This window comes from Millisia brevis NBRC 105863, from assembly GCF_001552615.1.
GTDB lineage: Bacteria > Actinomycetota > Actinomycetes > Mycobacteriales > Mycobacteriaceae > Millisia > Millisia brevis.
Map to the genome: position 1 here is coordinate 104451 of NZ_BCRN01000013.1, position 21830 is coordinate 126280.

Below are 21830 nucleotides of genomic sequence, written 5' to 3' on the forward strand. Positions count from 1 at the left end.
TCGATGGTGTGCGGGTCGGTCAGCTTCGCTTGCGGATGACCAGGATGTCCTCGCCGAGCTGGGCGATGCCGTAGCAGCCGGCCCAACCGGGACCGTCCAGGGTCAGCTCGTCCCCCTCGGCCGACCAGGTACCGGACCGGGTCGCGGTGGCATCGGTCGGCCCCGGATGCCCGACCAGCAACTCCGACGGTGGGATCAGGTCGATCTGCCGACGCCCACGCGCGGGAGGGATATCGGCGCTGTCGGGTCGCAGAACGATCCGATCCGCGGTGGACTCCTCCCGAATCTCGACCCAGCAGCCGGGCAGCTTCGACAGGTCGGGTTGCTCGTCGTCGGTCCGGTCGTCGGTCACGACGGATCTCCGTCCGCCGTCGGGGTGCGGCGATATCCGGCGATATCGGCGACCACCGCGCCGACCGCGGTGAGGATGTCGGCGGCGAAGGTCGGGTCGATCCGGTCGGCGGTATCGCGGGCGGTATGCACGGCGTCGTTGGCGCCGTCGCCGCCCTCGATCGCCAGGACGGCCGGGATGCCCGCCTCGATGAAGGGGACATGGTCGCTGGCATAGGGGATCAGCGAGGTTTCCACGGCCGGCGACGTCTGGGCGGCCGCCGCGTCGGCGAGCCGGTCGATCAGGTCGGCGCTGATCGGTGCCCCCTCGAACAGTACGGTGGGCGGCTCGGTGTTCACCCGTCCGATCATGTCCATATTGAGCACCGCCCGGATGCGGGCCCGGTCGGCGGGGGACAGGTCCGCGACGTAGGCGCGGCTGCCGTACAGCCCCTGCTCCTCGCCGCCGAAGAGCACGATCGTCACATCGTGTTCGGTGTCCCCTCGGGTGAGCCGGCGGGCGATCTCCAGGGCGCCGCAGGACCCGCTCGCATTGTCGTCCGCGCCGGGGGCCCGCGCCCGCGGGCCGTCCTCGTGGTTGATCGCGTCGAGATGAGCGGTCACGAGGATCTCGCCCCGGTCGTCGCCCGTCCCGATCCGTCGGCCGACCACGTTGACACTGGAACCGGCGGTGCCGACGGCAAATTCGGGCATCTCGACCGTATAGCCGAGGTCGCGCAGTCGGCCCGCGGTGTAGTCGGCGGCCTGCCGGTAGAGCGGATCGGTCGACAGTCGGGTGAACAGGTCGGTCAGATGGCTCAGGTCCGCGGTGAAGGCCTGCCGGTCGACCGGCCCCAACGGGGTGCCGAGGCGGCCGGTGGTGGGCTCATGCGGCGGGCATGCGGTGTGGACGACGCGGCCATTCCCGAGCGGTTCGATGCCGTAGTCACCGTCGCGGCTGGTCTCGACCGAAGCCGGGTCGATCGCCACCACCAGGTGGCGTCCGGCGTCGAGCAGGACCGGGACCCACGGACACGCCCGCTGGAAGCTGCGCCCCTTCTGGACGACCAGGTGGAACTCGTCGCGCCCCACATCGGTCCCGCTCGACCCGGTGTCCCTTGTCCCCGCCGCGCGCGCGAACCGCGGGGGAGATCAGCCGCGCGCGGCGACCTTCGCCAGTCCCTTGGTCATCTGACCGAAGGCCAGCTTCAGGGCGGGGACGACGACGGGACCGGCGATATTGAGTCGGCCGAGGTCGACCGCGACGGTCCAGGCCAGCGCCGAACCGGTCGGGGTCTCGCTGAGCACGTAGTCCTCGGAGAATCGTCGGATACCGGGCCGATTGGCCGACAGCACCGTAAAGGTGGCCCGCTCGTTGACATCCCACCGGTAGAACCGCTCCCGGACGGTCACCACGCCGCCGATCGTGACCTCGCGGGTGGTGCCGACACCGCGCGGCTGCCCGCTCCACACCGCCTTGGTGACGGCGGGCGACCAGGACGTCAGGGCGTTGTCGGCGACGATCAACTCCCACAGTCGTTCGATGGGGACCGGGACCTCCACGTGCACGGTGGCCTTGATCGGTGCGGACGCCAGGAACTCGTCATCGGTCGGCGTCAGCGGGGTCCAGCTCGTCATTCACAGGCTCCGGTCGTCGGGGGCTTCGAGTATAGGCGCGCCGACGTCAGGCGCCGATATCGTCGACCTCGCGGTACCGGGCAGCCGGCAGGACACCGAGATCGTCGAGGATGTGGCGGGCGATCGCATCGTTCTGCCGGAACGACGGCGCGTTCGTCCGCGGTCGCGAGAAGGTGCCCGCCGCCGGACGGCTGGTGAAGACGCCGACCGCATAGCGCCGCGGATGCGAGGAGCCGTCCGCGCGCAACGGTTGCAGCCGCGAGCCGCGGACGACGACCTTTCCGGTATTCGCCTGCCAGGCGCCCTCTTCGGCGATCTCCTCGACCACCTCACCGCGCTCGAAGAGGGTGCGTAGCAGCCGGTCGCGCGAGCGGGACGTCGTCGGGGCGGCGATCCGCGCGTCGACCAGGACCCGCGCCCGGATCGTCTCCGGATGCGCGGAACTGCCGGCGACGAAGCCGTCCGGCTCGGTGGTCACCGTCATGCCGGGGCCGACGAAGCGGACCACTCCGGCGTCCGCCAATGCCAGCAGTTGGCGCAGCCGCGCCGGCGGCGGTCCACTGGCGAAGTAGGAGAACCGGCCCAGCCATGCCGAGAGGTCCTCGACCCGCGACCGGGGTGAAAGCCGTTCGGCGAGCGCGCCGATCGCCGTGAAGGCGGACAACAATGCCTCGAAGGCGCCGAGATCCGCGCTGAACGACGGGTCGGTACGCCGGGCGAGGTCCTCGCGAATGTGCGCCTCCACGGCGCCGCCCAGCTCGTCGAGGCCGGCGAAGGTGCGCCCGGCAAAGGGCTGATCCAGGGTGTCGAAGTCGAGGATGTCCCGAGGATCGGGGACCGCCGCGGCGATCCACCGGCTGCGGGTCAGGCCGTCCGGGGCGCTCGCGTCATCGGGGCGCGCGTCGAGTCCGGCGGCGAACTCGTTCCAGGGCAGCGTCGTTCGGTCGGGGTGGGCCAGGAACAGCTCGTGGTAGTAGCCCCACTCGGTCTCCTGCCGGATCAGGGGGGCGACATCGCGGCCGAAGTCGAGATCCTCGGCGCGGGCGAGCAGCCGGGCGATCGTCGGCCGGTCGAGGGCGTGCGGGTACTGCGCCCGCGGCCCGATGCGCTCGTAGTCGATCTTGGACCGGTAGGGCACGCCACGCCGTGACCCGACGAACAGGATCGGCTCGTCGCCGGACGCGCTGTAGCGGGTCTGCTCGCCGTCGGTCTCGAAGCGCCCGCCGCGCCCCTCGGTGAGCAGCACGACCAGGTCGGTGAACGCCTGGCCGAAGCCCCGCACGATCACCGGCTCGCCGGATTCGATGCCGCCCCATTCCAATTCGGCGGTATGCCCGGCCGGGATGTGCAGCAGCGGTGCAGGGGGCGGCTCCGGAGCCTGCGCGTCGAGGTGGCCCAGGGCGAGCACGACCGCGTCCGCCTCGACCGAGCCGCCGTCGGCGAGGTCGATGCGCTGCCGCCCGCCCGGGATGTCGTGCAGATCGACCGCGACGCCCCGCACCGTCAGCACCCGCACACCGTCGGGTAGATCGGCCAGGGTGTGGGCGAAGAACCAATCGAGGTAGGCGGATTGCACGCGGCGGCTCGGAAAGCTGGTTCCGCTGAGACCCCGGATCTCGGCGGTCAGGTCGGCGTCCGCCCGGCCGACCAGATCCTCGTCGCTCACCTCGGCGGCCCACTCCTCGAGGGTGGGCCCGGGTCGGATCGGCCCGTCGATCGTCGAGGTGTCGTCGGTGAACATCGTGACATCTCGTGCCAATGAGTTCATCCACAGTCCGGGGTGGTTCTGCGCGCTCCACACCCGCCCGGAGCCGGGACGATGCGGATCGATCAGCACCACCCGGATCGGCCGTGCGACGGGCGCGCTCGACAGGTTGGCGACCAGCCGCTCCAGCAGCGACGACGCGGATGGCCCCGCGCCGACCACGCCGATGACCAGAGGATCGGATCCGCTCATCGAGCGGCGTGGATCGTCGGCGTTCGACCGTCCCGGACGGCGGCGGAGGCATTCATGCGCCCACCTTTACCACCGCGGGGTGGCGCTGCCCGGGGTTGCGATCAGGCGGATGCTGTCGGCGGTAGGCCGGTGACGTGCCGATCCTCGAGCAGGCGCAGCACGTAGCCTGCGGTCTTGCGCGGTCGCTCGCTCTGCGGGCAGTGGCCGGTGTGCGACATCACCACCACATCGGTGTCCGCTCCCAGAGCGGCGGCGGCCTCCTGCGCCCGTTCGACGGTGACCAACCGATCGTGATCGCCCACCACCAGCAGCACCGGTGTGCGGCTCGCCGGAACGTCGGTCGACCGGGCGCCGGGCGCCGGGAGGTCGGGGGTGGGGAAGTCGGAGACCGACTCGGCGATGATGCGCCGGGCGATCGCGAGTTGGTGGCGCATCCGGGCGGCGCCCATGTGATTGCTGAACATCCAGCCCTGCCGCAGCCCGGTCAGGCGCGCGGGGTGGGCGGGAATGGTCATCGCGACCGCCGCCGCCTCGAAGGGCCGGGTCAACGGGTGCGGCAGCGGAAGCCGGGCCACCCGCTTCGCCCCGGACAGCAGCGGCCCGCCGAGCCAACCGCGCAGCCCGATATTGGCCGGCGCCAGCGCGATCGCCGCCGCCAGGTCGGGGCGGCGGCGCGCCGCGCGCAGGGTCAGTGCGCCGCCGAGTGAGTTGCCGATCAGGACCACAGGACCGGGTGTCGACGCGTCGACGTGGTCGAGCACCGCGTCGACCACCCGATCCAGTTCCGGGTAGACCGGCGCGGGGGTATCCGGGGTGGCGCGCCCGACCTGCAGCTGCTCGCTGCGTCCGAAGCTCGGCAGGTCGACCGCGACCAGGTGGGCGCGATGACGCAGATAGCGCGCCATCGGACGCCAGGTATCCGCCGAATCGGAGAACCCGTGCAGCATGACCAGCGTCGGGGCGCCATCCAGGCCGCATTCGCTCGAAAGCCTGCGCAGGCGATAGCCGCCGATCGTCGGAAAGTCGGTGGTCAGCTGCCGCCCGGCATCCGGGGGGTGTGGTCCGACATCACGCCCGGAACGACCGGATATGCGGGGCAGGGACGTGGACGCCATACCGGGTTCCTCCTCGACCGGGGCCGGGAGTCGGCGCCGATGTATCGGTCCTGCGGTTGAACGGCCGGTCGGTATCTGAGCCGAGTCGGTAGCCGCATGCGGTCACCTGTGACCAGCCGAGACTAGGGGAGTTTTCCGGTGCGAGCGTACCGTTTGTGAGTGCCCTCACGAGGTGGGATCGACTGTGACCTCGCGGTTCAGCGCCGCCTGCCCGCGCGGTGAGAGCCGGTAGCCGACGTCGAGGGATTCGGTCAGCCCCATCGCCTTGAGCCGGCGGATGCGGGTCTTGAGTTCCGGGCGGGGCAGCCCGATCGCCTCCGCCAGAACGGTCGACACCACCGCGGGATTATCGCGGATCAGGCCGAGTACCTCGCGGGTCCACGGGCCGGTCGCCGAGCGGGCGTCCATCCGGTCCAGGCGGGCCGTCAGCGCCGACCACTGCGCATCGGTCAGGTCGACCTCCTCGCGCAGGGCGATGCGCGGATCGTCCCCACCGAGATGAAAGCCGATCCGATAAACCCGGCGCCCCTCGCCGGCTCGCAACCCCGCGCGAGCAGCGTCCGGATGGGCATAACCGGCGCGCAGCGCGTCCTCGGCGGTGATCGTCGCCGGATCGATCGGGTCGACGCTGTCGATCGCCAGGGCCCCGATCCGCGTGATCAGCGTGCCGCCCGCCTTGACCGTGGGCCGCAGCCACGCCCGAAAGGCGACGGTGACCTCACCGGTGGCCACCCGCGCGAGGATCGGGCCCGGAATCAGCATGCGGTCATGGTGGCACGTTCCGGTGGGCGCGCGGGTCGGTGGAGGCAAGCTCGTGCGCGGTCGAGGTGAGGGTGTCGTGCGAGCCGCGACCGAGCATGCGGGTGCGGGTGACCGCGCGGGATCCGAAGCGCCGGCGGATCTCGTCGAGGGTGTCGTCGAGCGTGGCCGGGGCCTCGGCGAAGGGCAGTTCGAGCTGGTCGGCCGAGTCCCCGAGATTCGTCACCGCGATGCCCACCAGGGTGATCCCGCGATCGCAGATCATCGACCACGACTCGGTGACCAGGCGGCGGGCGGCGTCGAGCACATCGGTGGTGCGGGCGGTCGGATCGGGCAGCGTCCGCGACCGGGTGGCGCGGGTGTAGTCGTCGAAACGCAGGCGCAGCACCACCGTACGACCGCGGTGGCCGCCGTCGCGCATCCGGCTGGTCACCCGTTCGACCAGGCCGGTGACCACGGCGTCGATGTCCTCGGCGCTGCGTCGCCCGCGGCCGAGCGCCCGCTGCGCGCCGACGCTGCGCCGCCCCCGACCGGTGACCACCGGCCTCGGATCGTGCCCCACGGCCAGGGCGTGCAAATGGTGCCCGGCGGCGGGCCCGAGCAGCGACACCAACGTCACCGCGTCGATCCGCGCGACATCGCCCACCGTCCGCAGCCCGACCGCGTGCAGCTTGGCCGCGGTCTTGGCACCGACACCCCAGAGCCGCTCGATCGGCAGGGGGTGCAGGAATTCGAGCTCGCGATCGGGCTCGACCAGCAGCAGGCCGTTCGGCTTCGCGACTCCGCTGGCGACCTTGGCCAGGAACTTCGTGCGCGCGACTCCGACGGTGATGTCGAGGCCGACCTGCGCGGCGACCCGCGCGCGCAGCGCCGCCGCGATGGTGACCGGATCACCCGCGGTCCGCCGCAGGCCGCCGACGTCGAGGAACGCCTCGTCGATCGAGATGCCCTCGACGATGGGGGTGGTGTCCCGGAAGATCGCGAAGACGTCCTTGCTCGCCCGGGTATAGGCGGCGAAGCGCGGCGTCACCACGATCGCCTCCGGGCACAGCAGCAGGGCGGTGCGCACCCCCATCGCGGTGCGCACGCCGCGGCGCTTGGCGGCATAACTCGCGGCCAGGACCACCCCGGGCCCGACGATCACCGGCCGTCCGCGCAGCGTCGGGTCGTCGCGTTGGTGAACCGACGCGAAGAAGGCGTCCAGGTCGGCATGCAGGATGCAGGCTCCCCGGTCGGACGATGCAGGCGACACGAACATATGTTCGCATCCACCACCGACATGCGCGGGTGAAACGGCGCCGGCGCGAGCGGGGCGGGCGGTGGAATAGTGGGATTATCGGAACGGATCGGAGGAGGGGCTGTGGACACCGTCGAGACCGATGTCCTGATCATCGGGGCGGGGCTGTCGGGTATCAACATCGCCTACCGCCTGCAGGAGGCGTTCCCGGACCTGTCGTACCTGATCCTCGAACGGCGGGAGAACCTCGGCGGCACCTGGGATCTCTTCCGCTACCCGGGCGTGCGCTCCGACTCCGACGTCTACACCCTGAGCTTCCCGTTCCATCCCTTCCCCGGCCGCGACACGATCGTCGCCGGCGGCGAGCTTCTCGACTATCTGGCCGACACCGCGCAGCGCTTCGGGATCGATCGCCACATCCGCTACTCGACCGAGGTGCGCGCGGCGAACTGGTCGTCGGCCGAGCAGCGGTGGACGGTCACCGTCGCGGGCCCGGACGGTATCGGCGAACTGCGGACCCGATTCCTGATCAGCGCCACCGGGTACTACGACTACGACCACCCGCACGATCCGCGGTTCCCCGGTATCGAGGACTTCACCGGGACGGTGGTGCATCCGCAGTTCTGGCCGAGCGATCTCGACTACCGCGACAAGAGGGTGGTGGTGATCGGCAGCGGCGCGACGGCGATCACGATCGTCCCGGCGATCGCCGAGGACGCCGCCGAGGTGACGATGCTGCAGCGCACGCCGACGTATGTGCTGTCCCGGCCGCGTCGCGATCCATCGGACGGACTGCTGCGGCGGCTGCTGCCCGCGGGGCCCGCGCACCGGGCCGCGACGGTGAAGAACATCGTCGGTAACTGGGCGTTGTTCCAACTGGCCCGGCACTTTCCGGCGAAGGTGCGCGCGCTGCTGCTCGGGCGGGCCCGCCGCCAGGTCGGTCCCGAGGCGGTCGAGGAGCACTTCACCCCGCCGTACAACCCCTGGGAGCAGCGGCTCTGCGTCGCCTCCGACGGTGACCTGTTCCGGGCGGTGCGCAACGGTTCGGTGCGCATGGTGACCGATACCGTCGACCGGGTGGTCCCCGAGGGGATCGTCACCGGCTCCGGCGAGCTGATTCCGGCGGACATCATCATCACGGCAACCGGCTTGTCCATCAAGATCTTCGGTGATATCGACATGATCGTCGACGGCGAGCCGGTGCGGGTGGGCGAGCGCTTCGCCTACCTGGGCGCCCTGCTGAGCGGAGTGCCGAACTTCGGCTACTGCATCGGGTACATCAACCTGTCGTGGACGGTGCGCTCCGATGCGACCGCCCGCCTGCTGACCCGGGTGATCGGGCGCCTGCGCGACGGCGACGCCGCCGTGGTGACACCGCGGCTGTCCGAGGTTCGGGACTCACATCCGTTGATGGACATGAAGTCCGGCTACCTCGCCCGGTCGGTCGACCGCATGCCCCGCACCACCGGGCGCTACCCGTGGGCGATGGACAAGAACGTGGTGCGCGACCTGTGGGCGGTATCGCGCGCCTCCCTGGACAACGGCCTGGAGTGGTCCGGCACGCGGGAGAGCGACCCCGCCGCGGTCAGATCTTCGCGAGTTCGCGGGCCAGCTTCGTCGAGGTCATCCGGCATTTGAGCAGCAGCTCGCCCAGGGTGACCTCGGCGACCGCCGCTGCCAGGACCAGCTCACCGAAGTCGGGGTGCTCGAAGGTGATCGACAGCAGCAGCGTCCTGCCGGCCTGGACCGACACGACGTCGAGCGGTTCGGCCTCCTTCTCGCCCGGCAGCGCGCCGACCGAGGCGCTCGACACCGCGTGCAGCGAGCTCGACAGCGCCGCAAAGCGTCCGACGGCCTCCTCGGTCAATCCGACCGCGCACAGGTTGAACCCGGCGCCGGTGCAGACCATGGCGACGATCGACTCCGGGAACTCGTCCAGGAGATCCTCGAGCAGCGGGGTGGCGGCCACGCCGATGCGTTCGGCGCGATCCTCCCAGTCCTCGCCGGTCGGCCAGTCGGGGTCGGGGCGGGAATGCCGGCCCCGCGTGGTCCACCGGGGTGCGGATGTTGCGGTCATGGTCTACCCCACCTCCTCGCGCACGACGTGCAGAGTCGTGGTCGGCTGTTTCGGACGTCGAAGTGCCGGAAGTCGTAGCGCGGACATGACAACCCGTGCGATGTCGTCCCTGTTCCGGGGGTCCGCCGACTCGAGCGCGATGTCGGTGTCGTAGCGGTCGAGGACGTCCCGGAAGTCGTCGAGATCGCGATCGGCGGCATCCTGCAGGCGGGTGACGGCGACGGTGAGCTTGATGCCCAGCTCACCGGCGTCCAGACGTTCGAGCCAGCGGTCGGCCTCGTCGAGCGCGTTGTCGATGTGCCCGAATACCAACAGCACCAGGCTGGTCGACGCGGATACCGCCTGGTTGCGGATCGTGTCGAAACGCTCCTGGCCGGGCGTTCCGTAGAGTCCGACGACGCCCTCGGGTCCGCGCCACTGCCCGTAGTCGATGCCGACGGTGGTGGAGGACTTGGTATCCGGCTGCGCGGCGCCGCGGACCCCGATGGTGCGGACCTCGGTGCTGACCACCGGCAGATCCGAGAGGCTGCGCACGGCGGTGGTCTTGCCCACCCCGTACGGTCCGACGAAGGCGACCTGACGACGCGCGCGATTGCCGATGACGACCGGACGCTCTTTCATCACTGTTCCCTTCGACTGTTGTCCAATTCGGCCGTGATCTCGGCCAGCCGGGCATCGCGCTCGGACAGGAACTGCTCGAGCGTCTCCGATCGCCGCGTCCAGTACTCGATCTGGCCCTGCATCAGGCGGCTGCGCTTGCGCATCTCGTCGAGGGCGTCCCCCAGCTCGATCGCGCGCGCGTTGCCCTTGGCGATCGCCCCGTCCAGGGCGGCGAGCGCACCGGATTCCAAACGGCCGAACTCGATCTGATGGCGCTTGTTCTCCGACTCGAGCCGGCCGGCCAGGACGGCGATCCGTTCCTCGGCCGCCACGAGTTGCTCGGCGAGGTCCGGCTGTTCCGGGAAGGTCGTCGGCTCCTCGGGCCCGTCCTGCGGCGCGGATTCCGCCGCATCGGGTGCGGCCGGCGCCGCGACGGGCAGCACCGCGGTCGGCGTGTCGTCGGGGGCGACCGCCGCCGTGGCGGCCGGGTCGGACCGCCGCAGTCCGCGCCCGATCCATATGCCGAGCAGCACTGCGAGGATTGCCGTGATGGTGAGGGGGACCGCCGCCATCGTGAAGGTGTGCATCCAGCCTGACATCAATTCAGCCTTACCCGAAAGAGAATTCGACACGACGGTTGGCCGCTCGGCCGGCTTCGGTGGCGTTGTCGGCCACGTTCCGCGTGGTGGACAGGCCGACGACGGTGATCCGATCGGGCGCCACTCCGTGCGCCTCGAGGACGCCGGCGACCGACCGTGCCCGCTGTTCCGAGAGCCACTGGTTCACCGCTTCCTCACCGCTCGAGTCGGTATGGCCCTCGACCCGCACCGGCACGTTCGGATGGGCCAGCAGGTAGTCGGCGACCCGCTGCACACCCGGCACCTGCTGCGGATCGACCGCGCCGACCCCGACGCGGAAGAGCACGTGTTCCTGTGGCGGTGCTCCGAGCCCCGACTCGGGGAGCTGGTCCGGGCCGGGCGGAACGGGAACGGGATTCGGCTGGGCGGTGGCCGGATCCGGCTGCGTCGTGGTGGGCGGAGTGGTCGGTTCCGGGGCTGGGGATACCGATGTCGTACCGCCGGTCGACGACGCGGACGTTGTAGTGGTGGACTCGGCCGACACTCGTTCGGCCGTCCATGCCGACCCGGCCGCGATCACCGCGACCAGAATCGCGACGGCCGCGGTGATCCGGGCGGATACCGAGACCCGCACGCGATCTCCTTTCGGACCGATTACTCGAACCGCTTCCGCCCCAGTTGTTCTCGGGCGGTGGACAGTTCACGGGAGATTTCCTGGTTGCGCAGCCGGTGGAGCAGTTCGACCGGCATACCGGCGACGTCGTAGAGCGCCTTCTCGATCGCCATGTCGTAGCCGTAGGTGATCACGGACGAGACGGTGGCGGTCAGGCGTCGGTAGGCCTCGCTGAGGGCGGCGACGTCGTCGTGGGTCAGGGCGCCGCGGGCCAGTTCCTCCACGGCGCGCGAGACGAAGTCCGACATCCCCAGCATCATGGGGTTCGAGACGCCGCGGATGACGTGCACCAGACCGACCATCGCCATCCAGGCGAAGTAGTCATCGTCGTGCGGGCCCTCCACCGTCCGCTGCCACCAGTCCGACAGCGTCTTCTCACGATTGGGCCGCTCGCCCTCGATGAAGACCTCGGCGGTCGGGGGATGCGCGAACAGCGTGTCGTAGAACGCCTTGACCAGCGTGTCCTCCAGACCGGCGAGGAACTCGCGGTTGGCCGCGAGGACCACCTCGTCCTCGTCGCGGAAGGCGGTATGCGGCGGCATCTGCTCGCGGGCGGTCCGGGCCACCTCGTGCATGTCCTTGATTTCCACGATCGCCTACCGAAGGGTCGTGGCGATGTGCGCCGACGCCGAGCGTGCCTCGATACGCATCAGGCCGAGGTTGCTGTTCGACGGGCCGGCCAGCACCAGGACGGCGTTCTCGCCGGCGGCGTATACGACCAGATATCCCTGGGAGCCTCGGATCACGGTCTCGGCCATCTCGCCGAGGTTGGTCCGCTCCGAGACCCTCTTGCCGAGACCGAGGGCGGTGGCCGCCATGGCGGCGATCCGCTCGGCATCGGCCTCGGGGAAGTCGTGCGCGATCGCCAAACCGTCGACGGAGGCGATCATCACACCCGTCAATTCGGGAATCGAGCGCCTGATGGCCCAGATGACCTGGGTCAAGTCTTCCTGCGTGCTCACTGGTGGGCTGTCCCTTCTCAAGCCATTGTCTGGCTTTGTCGGCGTCACCGCGGAACAGGTGCCCACACCATTCGGGGGGTGCCATCGATCCGCCGTGCGGACGGCACATGGAGTCGTCCGCCCCCCGTTCGGCGACCCTGCGCGATCCAGCATGCACGCTAGCGCACGGACGGCCGAAAATCGAACCGGACGCCCGTTAAGATTGCTCGTTCGGGAACTGACCTCCCGTATACCGGGAATTTCCGGGAACCCGGTGACGGCTTCGCCGCACGGACGCAGTCGAATGCATCAATACATACCTGTCCGTGCAGCAATACAAACGGCGGGTGAACCGGCCTGTCGAACCCGCCGATCCGCTGCCGGTCACCCCACTGCGGGAGGTTGGGTCGCCCGTGGCGGCGGGTCGGGTCACAGGACAGCGCCCGGGTTGAGAATCCCGCTCGGATCGAGCGCGGACTTGATGCGTCGACTCAACTCCATCACGTCCTCGCCCACCTGATCCGGCAGCCACGCCTTCTTGAGTCGGCCTACACCGTGCTCTCCGGTTATGGTGCCCCCCAGTGAGATTGCGAGATCCATGATGTCGCCGAAGGCGCGCTGGGCCCGCGCCGTCTGCTCCGGATCGGTCGGATCGTGCACGATCAGCGGGTGGGTATTGCCGTCGCCGGCGTGGGCGATCACCGCGCAGGTGACCGCGTGACGTTCCGCGATCTGCTCGATGCCGTCGATCAGGGTGGGCAACGCCGGCAGCGGCACCCCGACGTCCTCGAGGAGGAGCGGCCCGATCTTCTCCATGGCGGGAATCGCAAAACGCCTTGCCGCGGTGAAGCTCTCGCCATCCGCGGGGTCGTCGGTCGCGAAGACCTCGCTCGCGCCGCCGGCGGTGAACAGTTCGGTCATCCGCGTCGTCTCCCGAGCGCGATCGTCGCCCGGGGAATCCGATTGGGCGATCAACAACGCGCCCGCCGTGGTGTCCAGGCCCATATTCAGGACGGATTCCACGGCGCGGATGCTCGTTCTGTCCATGAATTCCAGCATTGCCGGCCGCATTTCGCGAACAATGGCAAGAACGGCTTCGGTGGCGGCATCAACGCTTTCAAAGGTTGCAACAATGGTGCTGCGCGGTGGCTGCGGTGGGATAAGCCGCACCGTTACTTCGGTAATGACGCCGAGGGTTCCCTCGCTACCGACGAAGAGCTTCGTCAACGACAGACCGGCCGAATCCTTCAGGCGCGGACCACCGAGGCGGATGGCCGTCCCGTCCGCCAGGACCACCTCGAGTCCCAGGACGTAGTCGGTGGTCATGCCGTACTTCACACAGCACAGGCCGCCGGCGTTGGTGGCCGCGTTGCCGCCGATCGAGCAGATCTCGAACGACGACGGATCCGGCGGGTACCACAGGCCGTGTTCGGCGACGGCCGCCTTGACCTCGGCGTTGAGCAAACCGGGACCGACGGTGGCCGTGCGGGTCACCGGGTCGACCGCCAATGCGCGCATGCGTTCGGTGGTCAGGACGATCCCGCCCTCGACCGCGCTCGCCCCACCGGACAGTCCGGTCCCGGCGCCGCGGGGTACCACCGCGATCGTGTGTTCGTTCGCCCATCGCAGCGCGATCCGGACGTGCTCGGTGGTGGTCGGGCGGACGACCGCCAGCGGAACGCCCGCGTCGGGATCGGCGGCCCGGTCGCGTCGGTAGCCCTCGATGATGTCCGGATCGGTGACGACCATGCCGTCGGGTAGGCGATCGACCAGCGCGTCGAGTCGAGCGTCCCGGTCGGTGGCGGTCATCGCGGATCCTCTCGCCGGCGGCGGCTGCCTCCCGCGCGGCTGCGCGGTCTCCGACGTACTCGGGTCGACGGATGCCCTGTCACCCTAGCCCGGTCCGCCGGTCCGTCGGCACGGTTCTGGCGAACCGTGCTGCTGCGGGATACCGGCCAATCAGGACTGGGCGCTGAGGATGTCGGAGACCAACCGCGGGCTGTGCACGCTGCGCCGGGTCGGCGGGGCGGGACGGCCGCGCATCAGATAGAGCGCGGCGGTGGCGGCCGCGCGGGTGATCGCGGTGTCGTCGATCAGCCGGGCGAGGGCGGCGGGGTCGTCGCTGCGCAGCAGCAGGCTGCCGCTGCGGCCGCTGTGATGTGCCACCGGGGCCTGCTCGACGGTGGGGTGGTGCATCCGCAGGTAGGAGGCGTCGGTGGTCCGCGGAGGATCGCCGATCAGTTCGGTTCCGTCGATCAGCAGCGTCCCGTGCAGTGCGCCGGTCGTGTGGTCGAGGACGATCGAGATCGCCTCGGTCCATCCGATCGACAGGGCCGCGACCACCACCTGCGAGCCGCGTCCGCGGGTCTCGCCGGGCAGGCCCGAGAGGGTCCAGAAGTCGTACTCGGTACGCAGCGGGAAGGGCAGGCAGTACCGCAGGTAGCCGCCGAGGAAGTCGATGACGGCGTCGGCGATCCCGCCGTGCTGTTCCCGGATCAGCGCCGCGTCGGCGGTGGCGGCCGCGAAGATCGGATTGGCCGGGTCGATCCGGCGTTCGCCGTCGAGGTCGCCGCGATTGACCAGGTCGGGATGCTCGAACCACCGTTCCTGCAGCTCGCGGCCGACCAGTCCGCTCAGTCCATTGGTCGATGGGGTGTCGCCGTACGGATCGACGTCGAGCCGGCGGACCAGGTGGCTTTCGGAATCGGTGTCGGCGTACTCGAGCTCGAAGGCGACCAACTCGTCCAACGGCGGCGCGGCGCCGGTCGGGTCCGGACCGAAGCGGACCCCGGCGATATCGCGGTGAGCGGCGAGATGCCGTCGCAGCCGGCCGGGCAGCTTGTCGGTGCGGTCGACGTAGCAGCTGCCGTCCTCGAATTCGAGGAGATAGCGCCCGTCCTCACCCTCGCCGAGGGAGTCGAGAACCTCCTGCAGGCGGCGCGGATCGGCGGGGCGCACCTCGTGCACCAGGCCGTGCCGATTCGCCCACAGGCGCAGAGCGGCACGCCGCCGGTCGATCTCGTCGGAGTCCGTATCGGCGGCCGGAATCGCCGCCGAAAGGGGATGCCGCGGCGGCGGGCAGAGGCCGCCGTTCGAATGCAGGGTGGGTGCGGCCGCGGGCCCGCGCCGGTCGGGGCGCCTCGAATGGCGGCTGTCGATCCGGTCGCCGGCGGGATCGGTGCGCTCGACGGGGCGCTGCGGCCGGGCGGCGGCCGTGGGTGACGATGCGGGTCGGGCGGCGTCGAGACGTTTGGCCAGCAGCGCGGTGAGGCGCGCGTGCCGCGCGCCGAACCGTGGTTCCGCTGCCATGTCGTCTCTGCCTCACCGAATCGTTCCATCGGGTCTGTGATCGAGCGACAGTATTGCACCGATGGTCGCACCGTGATCGGAAAGGAGGCGATAAACCTGTTTACGGAGGACTTCGGAAGCGGATCGGCCGGATCCGAGGCTAACTGATATCGGCCGGTCGGATGCCCCAGGAGCCCTGCCAGCGGTCGCCGGGGTTGAGCACCACCAGGGCCTCGCCGCTGTTGAAGGCGTTCGCGGGGCAACTCATCGGTTCGATCGCGACCGCAGGCCCCGATCCGCCGAGGTCGTCGACGGTGAAGATCTGGGTGAAGGGGAATGCGGAATCCCACCACAGTTCGGTGGTCGATCCGCCGGCGGTCATCGCCGCGGTGGCGGTGCCGTCGACGAAGCGGACGGCGCCGAAGCCGGTGTCGAAGCGGCGTGCGCCGAGTGGGCGGCCGTCGAGGGCGTCGTCGCCGTCGGCCGGAGCGACGCCGATCGGGATCGCGGCATCGTCGACGACGATCCGCGCGTCCGCGGGAACGGTGAGTTCCACGTCGTCGAGCGGGGTTTCGCCGGTGGTGAGGAAGGGGTGCGCGCCGGCGCCGAAGGGGGCGGCGGTCGTGCCGATATTGCGGGCGGTCATCGTCACGGTCAGACCGCTCGGACCGAGGGCGTACGTGACGCCCGCACGGATCTCGAAGGGATATCCCTTCTGCGGAACGATATCCAGACTGAGGCTGACCGACGAGGAGTCGTCGGCGATGACCGACCAACGATCCCACCGACCGAAGCCGTGGATGGCGTTGCGCTTGTCCGGCTCGGTCAGCGGGAGTTGCTGGGCGACACCGTCGAAGGTGTATCGCCCACCGGCCACCCGGTTGGGCCAGGGCACCAGGATGGCGCCACTTCCCTTGGGAGGCAGTTCATCATCGGGATAATCGGGGCAAATCACCCGCGTGCCGACCGAGTAGGCGGCCAGCGAGGCGCCCACCTCGGCAATCGTGGCGCGCTGGCCGCCATCGACGATCGTCAGGTGCTTGCCGGAGAGCGCCATGGGGGGAGCATAACTCCCCACCGGGGGCGCGCCGTCGTTGCGGCCCCCGGGTCCTGCGATCACCGAATCGGTGGTGCCGAATCGGTGGTGCGGGCCGGATCAGGCCTGGGCGACAACCTCGATCTCGAGGTTGAGGGTGATCTTGTCGCCGACGACCGCGCCGCCGCCCTCGAGCGGCATTTCGATGCTGATGCCGAAGTCCTTGCGGTTGATGACGGTGGTGGCCTCGAAGCCGGCAACCGCGCCGTGGCCCATGCCCGGGTTGACGCCGTTGAACTCCAGCGCCAGCTCGACCGGCTTGGTCACGCCGTGCAGGGTGAAGTCGCCCTCGAGGACGTAGCCGTCCTTGCCGGCGGTCAGGCCGGTCGAGACGAACTTCGCGGTCGGGTAGGTCTCGGCGTCGAAGAAGTCGGCCGAACGGATGTGGGCGTCACGATCGGGGTTCTTGGTGCTGATCGACGCGACGTCGATCTCGGCCTCGACGGACGGCACGCCCGACTCGGGAACGGTGACGGTTCCGCTGAAAACGTCGAAGGTGCCGCGGACCTTGCTCACCACGAGGTGGCGAACGGTGAATCCGACGGTCGAGTGGACCGGGTCGATGGCCCAGGTGCCGGTGCTCAGGCCGGGCAGGGTGATGGTGCTGGTCATAGTGGCCTCCGCCATGGGATCGCAGGTGGTTGAGAGTTGTACGGAAGTGACTCTACGAGGAGATCCTTGACAGCGCAACTAAATTCTTCGATCGATCCGGAGTGGCGCCGGTCACGGCTGTGGGACAGGGGTTGTCGGAGGACTAGTTGCGCTGTCAATTATAAAGTCTAGGCTGAACAGGGTGACGAATACGCAGGACGGTCGGGCGAGCGACCCGGCCGTGTCATCGGGATCCGCAATCGACGACATCACGATCGTGCACAATCCCGAACGGAATCGCTACGAGATTCGCGAGGGTGGGTCGGTCATCGGACTGACCGAGTATCGCCCCGGCGACACCGATCGTCGGGTCTTTGTACATACCGAAGTCGATCCGGCCTACGGCGGACGTGGATTGGCCGGACGTTTGGTGCATTTCGCCCTCGACGACGTCGCCGCGGCCGGACTGCGGATCGTGCCGGTCTGCCCCTACGTCGCCAAGTACGTGAGCACCCATCACGACTGGGACGACCTGATCGATCAGCCGCGCCCCGGCGGCTGACCGAGGTGTCGGCGGCCCCAACCCGTCGGCCGTCAGCGGGCGGTCCGCGCCGCCCGCAGGTGCTCACTGCCGTCGCCGGTGGTGTCCGCCAGGCCCGCCATCCGGCCGGTCAGAATCAGGGCCAGCGCGATCGCCGGTCCGGTGACCGCCGGACCCGAGCCGTGCGCCCAGTCCAGATCGGTGGCCTCCCACCGCAGGGGAATGCCGAAACGCGGGCGCTCGGTCGAGTCGCCGCGGGCCGCGTAGTCCAGCACCGCGGCCAGGGGTTCGGGATCGAGCGCGATGGTCAACCCCAGCGGCCGCAGGATGTCCTGGCCGTGAATGATCACGTCGGTCAACGGCGCGAGCGGGCCGTGGCCGGGCGGGGTGAAACGCTTGTCGGCGTGCTCGGTCAGCAGTTCCGGCAACCGATCGCCCCGGGTGTCGGCGATATGCCGCGTCATCGCGACGTTCGCGCGGTCGAAGTTGCCGCGAGCCAGCGCCATCGCGACCCCGAACCGCCACATCGGAACCACCAGCGGAACGACCAGGTGGGCGGCGACGTCGTGCACCGACCAGCCCGCGCACAGTGACGGCGTCGCCCATTGGTCGGAAGTGAATTCTTCGAAAACAGTTGCCAATCGCCGTCGTTCATCGCTGATCGCGGCGAATGTCGCGTCGTCGGACATCATGAGGGAAGCCTCCCGGTGGCGGGTGTTGTCGATCGGTCGGGTGCGGCGGTCGGGCCCGGACGGGGGACCATGCGGCGGACCGCCGCCATCGATCCCGACACGACCAGTCCGCCGTCGATCGCTCCGGCGATATCGGTCATGCCGGTGAACAGGGCGACCAGGATCTCCGGGGGGCCGTCGACGACGGCGTCGGGTTCCCGATCGGTCGAGCAGGCGACGACCTCGACGCTGCCGTCGGCGATCAGCGCGTCGCAGCCGTCGGACAGGCTCCCGAACCGGACGGTCGCCGGCTGTGCCTCGGGCGTGTTGTCCCGAGCCAGGAACCGCATCGGCATGGAGAACCAGTGCATCCGGAAAGCGGCGTCGCCCTGCGGGGTCAGCATCAGCGGCGCCCCCCAGCGGATCAGCTCGCGGGCCACGCCGGCCAGATCGCGGCCGCGTTCGGTCAGCCGGATCAGCGTCGTCCCGATGGGCGGCGGCTCCTCGCGACGCTCGACGATGCCGGAGGCCTCCATATCGCGCAGTCGGTCGGCGAGCAGGTTGCTGGCGATGCCCGGCAGCCCGCGCTGCAGGTCCGAATAGCGACAGGGCCCTTGCGTCAACAACTCTCGCACGATCAGTAGCGTCCACCGGTCGCCGACCACGTCGAGGGCTCGCGCCATCGCGCAGAACTGGTTGTAGGAGCGCACCGCCCGGTCCTTGTCTCAATGGTTGATATGTTCCAGTTGTAACTTTAGATTATCAAGCACTATCGAGTGAGACGGGGTAACACGGCCGACTACCGCCACGGGCGGCGCCCGATCGTCCGGGCGGCGGCTCACCCGGCGAGGACGGACCACCGCGCCGGGATCTCGGCGGGCACCAGGGGAAGCCGCACCGCCGGCGACGGGATGCGACCGGCCGCGTGCAGGACGGCCTTGATCACCGTCGGATTGGGCGCGGACATCAGCGCCGCCGCCGCGGGTGCCAACCGATCGCCCAGCGCCCGCGCCTCGGCGATGCGACCGTCAGACCACAGGCGCAGCAGCTCGGCGAACCGTTCCGGGAAGACGTTGGCGGTCGCCAGAATCGCGCCCGGCGCGCCGAGTGCGAACATCGGGGACGCCAGTATGTCCTCGCCGGTCAGTACGGCGAAGTCGGTATCGCGCCGGCCGAGAAGGCGCAGGGTGTCGGTGTCCAGGACGCCGACCGCCTGCTTGATCCCCACGACGGTCGGGTGATCGGCCAACTCCGCGATCGCGGTCGCACCCAGCGTCTGTCCGGTCCGGTAGGGAACGTTGTAGATGATCACCGGGACCGGGCTGCGGTCGGCGACGTAACGGATGTGCGCCACGACGCCGGCCTCGGAGGGGCGGACGTAGTACGGAACGACCACGAGGGCGGCCGTCACCGTCGACTGCCCGGCCAGACGGTCGATCGATCGCACGGTATCGGCGGTGTTGTTCGTCCCGGCGCCGACGATCAGCGGCGCGCCGCGGTCGCGGCATACCCGGTCGCAGATGCTCAACACCAGGCGTCGCTCGGAATCGTCGAGGGCGGAGGGCTCCCCGGTGGTTCCGAAGGCGACGATGCCCGTCGCGCCCCGATCGAGGATGTCGGCGGTCAGCGATTCGAGAGCATCCGCGGCGATGCGATCGTCGTCGGTGAAGGGGGTGATCTGGGGGACCAGAATCCCCGAGGGGCGATACGTCATGGTCCGAGTGTCCGAGCAGGCATTCGTAAGATCCAGTTACTGTTTCTGAATTCGACCCTAAGCTGTGCTGATGCTGGATGTCCGCCGCCTGCGCCTGCTGCGCGAATTGCACCACCGCGGGACCATCGTCGCCGTCGCCGAAGCGCTCGCCTACACACCGCCCGCGGTCTCCCAGCAGCTGACCGCACTCGAACGCGAGGTGGGGCGACCGCTGTTGCGGCGCACCGGACGTCGGGTCGAGCTGACGCCGCTCGGGCGGGAACTGGCCGAGCGGACCGAGGCGGTCCTCGCCGCCCTGGAACGTGCGGAAGCCGTCGTCACCGACGAACAAGCACCGGCCGTTCCGGTGCGATTGGCGGCCTTCTCCACCGCGCTGGGGCCGATCGTCCTGCCCGCGTTGCGTGCGCTCGAGAGCGTCGAGCCGCGGCCGTCCGTCGAGGTGACCGAGGTCGATCCGGCGGGGGTGCCCGCCGGACTTCGCGCCGACCGCTGGGATCTGGCGCTGGTGCACGACTACGACAACGTGCCGTCGGTCATCGGCCCGGGGGTGGAGGTGGAGCCGCTGCTCGACGAGGTGGTCTACTTCGCCTCGACCCGGCCCGTCGGGGAGACCGCCGACGTGCTGCGCGAGCACCGCGACAGCGGATGGATCCTCGGCTCACCGGGGACGTTGTGTCACGCCATGGCGGTGGGCACCTGCAGGGCCGCCGGATTCGATCCTCGGCAGGCGCATACCGTCGACGACTTCGGCGTCGTCCTGCGCCTGGTCGCCGCCGGGGCCGGGGTGGCTCTCGTTCCCGAACTCGGGGTGGCCGACCTGCCCGATACCGTCGTGCTCACCGCCCTACCGATCGGCCGCCGCACCCGGATCGCCTTCCGTGCCGGCAGCCGGGACCGTGCGGCGCCCGCCGCCGTCCGCGCGGCCCTCCACCGGGCCGCCGCAGCACTACGCACCCCGCCCAACGGCGACCAGGGCGCCTTCGGGGAGTTCGACAGCCACTCGGTGGCTTCCGGACTCCCCAGAGTGCGATCCCGGGCAGGTCGGTGACCCTGCTCACCGCCCGGGTCAGCGGCCCGCGAGGCAGAGGGCGGCCACGGCGACCTTGCGGCCGGTGGGGACGCGCGCCCGGTCGGTGAAGACGTCGTAGTCGGCTTCCTCGATCCGGTCGAGGATCTCCGCGTAGAGCCGGTGCGCGGCTCGCACGCAACGGGCGGAAGGGCCGGGTAGCAAGGGGATTCCGGCCTCGGCGCGCCGGTAGAGCTCGCGATTGCGCTCGATCTGGAAGGCCATCAGGCGTTTCCACTCGGGCGTGACCTCCCGCGACGCGATATCGACGCCGAAGCGGTCGAGGTCCTCGCGGGGGAGATAGACCCGGCCGCGGTCGAGGTCCTCCCCGACGTCGCGCAGGAAGTTGGTCAGTTGGAAGGCGAACCCCAGTTGCCGAGCCGGTTCGGTCGCCGCCTCGAGGCGGGCGCGGGAACCGCCGGCCAGCAGGACCGGCAACATCATCTCGCCGATCACCGCCGCGGAGCCCTCCATATAGGCGAGCAGATCGTCCCAGGTCTCGTACGCGGAGTCGGTCAGGTCGCGCGACATCGCGGCGAAGAACCGCTCGAAGTTCTCGCGCGGAACATCCCGTTCGCGAACGGAATTCGCTGCGGCGAGCAGGACCTCCGAGCCACCGGGGGCCGGCGCCTCGCAGGCTCGGTAGAACTCGTCGGCCAGGTCCTGCAGACGTCGGCGCACCTCGTCGCGATCGGCGTCGGGGCCGGCATCGTCGACGACGTCGTCCGCGAGTCGGCAGACCGAGTAGATCGCGTGCACGTGCCGACGGTCGCGCAGCGGCAACAGCGCCGCACCCCAGAAGTAGGTCGTGCCGAATCGGCGGGTAATGCGTGCGCACTCGCGATAGCCGCGCTCGAGCGCGACGTCGTAGGCCGACTCGTCACCGGCCGCCGTCGAACGGGGAGGATCGTCCGGTGACGTTCTGCGCCAACCGAATACACCCACCGCCGCCCGGTCC

24 protein-coding genes are annotated in these 21830 nt (G+C 70.0%); 3 read left to right on the forward strand and 21 right to left on the reverse strand.

Going from position 1 to position 21830, the window contains the following annotated elements:
- Positions 1–19 precede the first annotated feature (19 nt).
- The 7 genes from MB1_RS17640 to dinB form a co-directional block, all read right to left on the reverse strand.
- On the reverse strand, positions 20–352 hold the full coding sequence (locus tag MB1_RS17640) for a hypothetical protein (RefSeq protein WP_066910256.1): 333 nt from the start codon (positions 350–352) through the stop codon (positions 20–22).
- The gene (locus MB1_RS17645) at positions 349–1422 is read right to left on the reverse strand and encodes a M28 family metallopeptidase (RefSeq protein WP_066910259.1); all 1074 of its coding nucleotides are present in this window, start codon (positions 1420–1422) and stop codon (positions 349–351) included. The genes MB1_RS17640 and MB1_RS17645 overlap by 4 nt, the downstream gene beginning before the upstream one ends.
- Before the next feature lie 60 nt (positions 1423–1482).
- Positions 1483–1968: an SRPBCC family protein gene (locus MB1_RS17650; protein ID WP_066910262.1), complete on the reverse strand. Its 486-nt coding sequence runs from the start codon at positions 1966–1968 to the stop codon at positions 1483–1485.
- Positions 1969–2014: 46 nt separating this feature from the next.
- Positions 2015–3925 (reverse strand): FAD/NAD(P)-binding protein, encoded by a 1911-nt coding sequence (locus tag MB1_RS17655; RefSeq protein WP_066910265.1) that lies wholly within the window; start codon positions 3923–3925, stop codon positions 2015–2017.
- 101 nt (positions 3926–4026) lie between these two features.
- The gene (locus tag MB1_RS17660) at positions 4027–5040 is read right to left on the reverse strand and encodes an alpha/beta fold hydrolase (protein ID WP_066910268.1); all 1014 of its coding nucleotides are present in this window, start codon (positions 5038–5040) and stop codon (positions 4027–4029) included.
- Positions 5041–5205: 165 nt separating this feature from the next.
- Positions 5206–5802: a winged helix-turn-helix domain-containing protein gene (locus MB1_RS17665; RefSeq protein WP_066910271.1), complete on the reverse strand. Its 597-nt coding sequence runs from the start codon at positions 5800–5802 to the stop codon at positions 5206–5208.
- A gap of 4 nt (positions 5803–5806) precedes the next feature.
- On the reverse strand, positions 5807–7057 hold the full coding sequence (dinB, locus tag MB1_RS17670; protein ID WP_084352070.1) for a DNA polymerase IV: 1251 nt from the start codon (positions 7055–7057) through the stop codon (positions 5807–5809).
- Positions 7058–7159: 102 nt separating this feature from the next.
- Between dinB and MB1_RS17675 the strand changes: the two genes are divergently transcribed.
- The gene (locus MB1_RS17675; RefSeq protein WP_245650244.1) at positions 7160–8674 is read left to right on the forward strand and encodes a flavin-containing monooxygenase; all 1515 of its coding nucleotides are present in this window, start codon (positions 7160–7162) and stop codon (positions 8672–8674) included.
- Here the strand turns inward: MB1_RS17675 and MB1_RS17680 are convergent.
- The 10 genes from MB1_RS17680 to MB1_RS17725 form a co-directional block, all read right to left on the reverse strand.
- The gene (locus tag MB1_RS17680; RefSeq protein ID WP_066910274.1) at positions 8622–9113 is read right to left on the reverse strand and encodes a roadblock/LC7 domain-containing protein; all 492 of its coding nucleotides are present in this window, start codon (positions 9111–9113) and stop codon (positions 8622–8624) included. The genes MB1_RS17675 and MB1_RS17680 overlap by 53 nt on opposite strands.
- A gap of 3 nt (positions 9114–9116) precedes the next feature.
- Positions 9117–9734 (reverse strand): GTP-binding protein, encoded by a 618-nt coding sequence (locus MB1_RS17685; RefSeq protein ID WP_066910277.1) that lies wholly within the window; start codon positions 9732–9734, stop codon positions 9117–9119.
- On the reverse strand, positions 9734–10312 hold the full coding sequence (locus tag MB1_RS17690) for a hypothetical protein (protein WP_066910280.1): 579 nt from the start codon (positions 10310–10312) through the stop codon (positions 9734–9736). The genes MB1_RS17685 and MB1_RS17690 overlap by 1 nt, the downstream gene beginning before the upstream one ends.
- Positions 10313–10322: 10 nt before the next feature.
- Positions 10323–10925 carry an OmpA family protein gene (locus tag MB1_RS17695; protein WP_066910283.1) on the reverse strand — a complete coding sequence of 201 codons (603 nt, stop codon included), beginning with the start codon at positions 10923–10925 and terminating at the stop codon, positions 10323–10325.
- A 20-nt stretch (positions 10926–10945) separates the two neighbouring features.
- Positions 10946–11554, reverse strand: coding sequence for a protoglobin domain-containing protein (locus tag MB1_RS17700; RefSeq protein ID WP_218000264.1), 609 nt, complete (start codon positions 11552–11554; stop codon positions 10946–10948).
- A 6-nt stretch (positions 11555–11560) separates the two neighbouring features.
- On the reverse strand, positions 11561–11926 hold the full coding sequence (locus tag MB1_RS17705; protein ID WP_066910286.1) for a roadblock/LC7 domain-containing protein: 366 nt from the start codon (positions 11924–11926) through the stop codon (positions 11561–11563).
- A gap of 408 nt (positions 11927–12334) precedes the next feature.
- Positions 12335–13714, reverse strand: coding sequence for an FAD-binding oxidoreductase (locus MB1_RS17710; RefSeq protein ID WP_066910289.1), 1380 nt, complete (start codon positions 13712–13714; stop codon positions 12335–12337).
- A gap of 150 nt (positions 13715–13864) precedes the next feature.
- Positions 13865–15214, reverse strand: a complete 1350-nt coding sequence (locus MB1_RS17715) for a GIY-YIG nuclease family protein (protein ID WP_066910292.1) — start codon at positions 15212–15214, stop codon at positions 13865–13867.
- Positions 15215–15353: 139 nt separating this feature from the next.
- Positions 15354–16250: an aldose 1-epimerase family protein gene (locus MB1_RS17720; protein WP_066910295.1), complete on the reverse strand. Its 897-nt coding sequence runs from the start codon at positions 16248–16250 to the stop codon at positions 15354–15356.
- Between the two features lie 99 nt (positions 16251–16349).
- Positions 16350–16901 carry a YceI family protein gene (locus tag MB1_RS17725; RefSeq protein ID WP_066910298.1) on the reverse strand — a complete coding sequence of 184 codons (552 nt, stop codon included), beginning with the start codon at positions 16899–16901 and terminating at the stop codon, positions 16350–16352.
- Positions 16902–17082: 181 nt separating this feature from the next.
- Between MB1_RS17725 and MB1_RS17730 the strand changes: the two genes are divergently transcribed.
- Positions 17083–17442: a GNAT family N-acetyltransferase gene (locus MB1_RS17730; protein WP_084352074.1), complete on the forward strand. Its 360-nt coding sequence runs from the start codon at positions 17083–17085 to the stop codon at positions 17440–17442.
- 32 nt (positions 17443–17474) lie between these two features.
- Here MB1_RS17730 and MB1_RS17735 read toward each other — a convergent pair whose 3' ends face one another.
- From MB1_RS17735 to dapA, 3 genes are all read right to left on the reverse strand, one after another.
- Entirely contained in the window at positions 17475–18113 is a 639-nt protein-coding gene (locus MB1_RS17735) for a maleylpyruvate isomerase family mycothiol-dependent enzyme (protein WP_369406876.1), read from the reverse strand.
- Positions 18110–18802, reverse strand: a complete 693-nt coding sequence (locus MB1_RS17740) for a winged helix-turn-helix transcriptional regulator (protein WP_066910304.1) — start codon at positions 18800–18802, stop codon at positions 18110–18112. Before MB1_RS17740 ends, MB1_RS17735 begins: the two co-directional genes overlap by 4 nt.
- A gap of 128 nt (positions 18803–18930) precedes the next feature.
- Complete coding sequence (dapA, locus tag MB1_RS17745; protein WP_066910307.1) at positions 18931–19806, reverse strand: 4-hydroxy-tetrahydrodipicolinate synthase; 876 nt, start codon at positions 19804–19806, stop codon at positions 18931–18933.
- A gap of 70 nt (positions 19807–19876) precedes the next feature.
- On the opposite strand from dapA, the gene MB1_RS17750 reads away from it, so the two are divergent.
- Positions 19877–20854 (forward strand): LysR family transcriptional regulator, encoded by a 978-nt coding sequence (locus MB1_RS17750; RefSeq protein ID WP_084352106.1) that lies wholly within the window; start codon positions 19877–19879, stop codon positions 20852–20854.
- Between the two features lie 18 nt (positions 20855–20872).
- Here MB1_RS17750 and MB1_RS17755 read toward each other — a convergent pair whose 3' ends face one another.
- Positions 20873–21817, reverse strand: a complete 945-nt coding sequence (locus MB1_RS17755) for a phytoene/squalene synthase family protein (protein ID WP_084352076.1) — start codon at positions 21815–21817, stop codon at positions 20873–20875.
- Between the last annotated feature and the right edge of the window lie 13 nt (positions 21818–21830).

Excerpts from the sequence above, each read along its gene's own strand:
- MB1_RS17715 (WP_066910292.1), bottom strand. The coding sequence starts at position 15,214 with ATGGCAGCGGAACCACGGTTCGGCGCGCGGCACGCGCGCCTCACCGCG.
- MB1_RS17655 (WP_066910265.1), bottom strand. The coding sequence starts at position 3,925 with ATGAGCGGATCCGATCCTCTGGTCATCGGCGTGGTCGGCGCGGGGCCA.
- MB1_RS17650 (WP_066910262.1), bottom strand. The coding sequence starts at position 1,968 with ATGACGAGCTGGACCCCGCTGACGCCGACCGATGACGAGTTCCTGGCG.
- MB1_RS17735 (WP_369406876.1), bottom strand. The coding sequence starts at position 18,113 with ATGATGTCCGACGACGCGACATTCGCCGCGATCAGCGATGAACGACGG.
- dapA (WP_066910307.1), bottom strand. The coding sequence starts at position 19,806 with ATGACGTATCGCCCCTCGGGGATTCTGGTCCCCCAGATCACCCCCTTC.
- MB1_RS17725 (WP_066910298.1), bottom strand. The coding sequence starts at position 16,901 with ATGACCAGCACCATCACCCTGCCCGGCCTGAGCACCGGCACCTGGGCC.
- MB1_RS17665 (WP_066910271.1), bottom strand. The coding sequence starts at position 5,802 with ATGCTGATTCCGGGCCCGATCCTCGCGCGGGTGGCCACCGGTGAGGTC.
- MB1_RS17710 (WP_066910289.1), bottom strand. The coding sequence starts at position 13,714 with ATGACCGCCACCGACCGGGACGCTCGACTCGACGCGCTGGTCGATCGC.
- dinB (WP_084352070.1), bottom strand. The coding sequence starts at position 7,057 with ATGTTCGTGTCGCCTGCATCGTCCGACCGGGGAGCCTGCATCCTGCAT.
- MB1_RS17750 (WP_084352106.1), top strand. The coding sequence starts at position 19,877 with ATGCTGGATGTCCGCCGCCTGCGCCTGCTGCGCGAATTGCACCACCGC.
- MB1_RS17680 (WP_066910274.1), bottom strand. The coding sequence starts at position 9,113 with ATGACCGCAACATCCGCACCCCGGTGGACCACGCGGGGCCGGCATTCC.
- MB1_RS17660 (WP_066910268.1), bottom strand. The coding sequence starts at position 5,040 with ATGGCGTCCACGTCCCTGCCCCGCATATCCGGTCGTTCCGGGCGTGAT.
- MB1_RS17720 (WP_066910295.1), bottom strand. The coding sequence starts at position 16,250 with ATGGCGCTCTCCGGCAAGCACCTGACGATCGTCGATGGCGGCCAGCGC.
- MB1_RS17690 (WP_066910280.1), bottom strand. The coding sequence starts at position 10,312 with ATGTCAGGCTGGATGCACACCTTCACGATGGCGGCGGTCCCCCTCACC.
- MB1_RS17685 (WP_066910277.1), bottom strand. The coding sequence starts at position 9,734 with ATGAAAGAGCGTCCGGTCGTCATCGGCAATCGCGCGCGTCGTCAGGTC.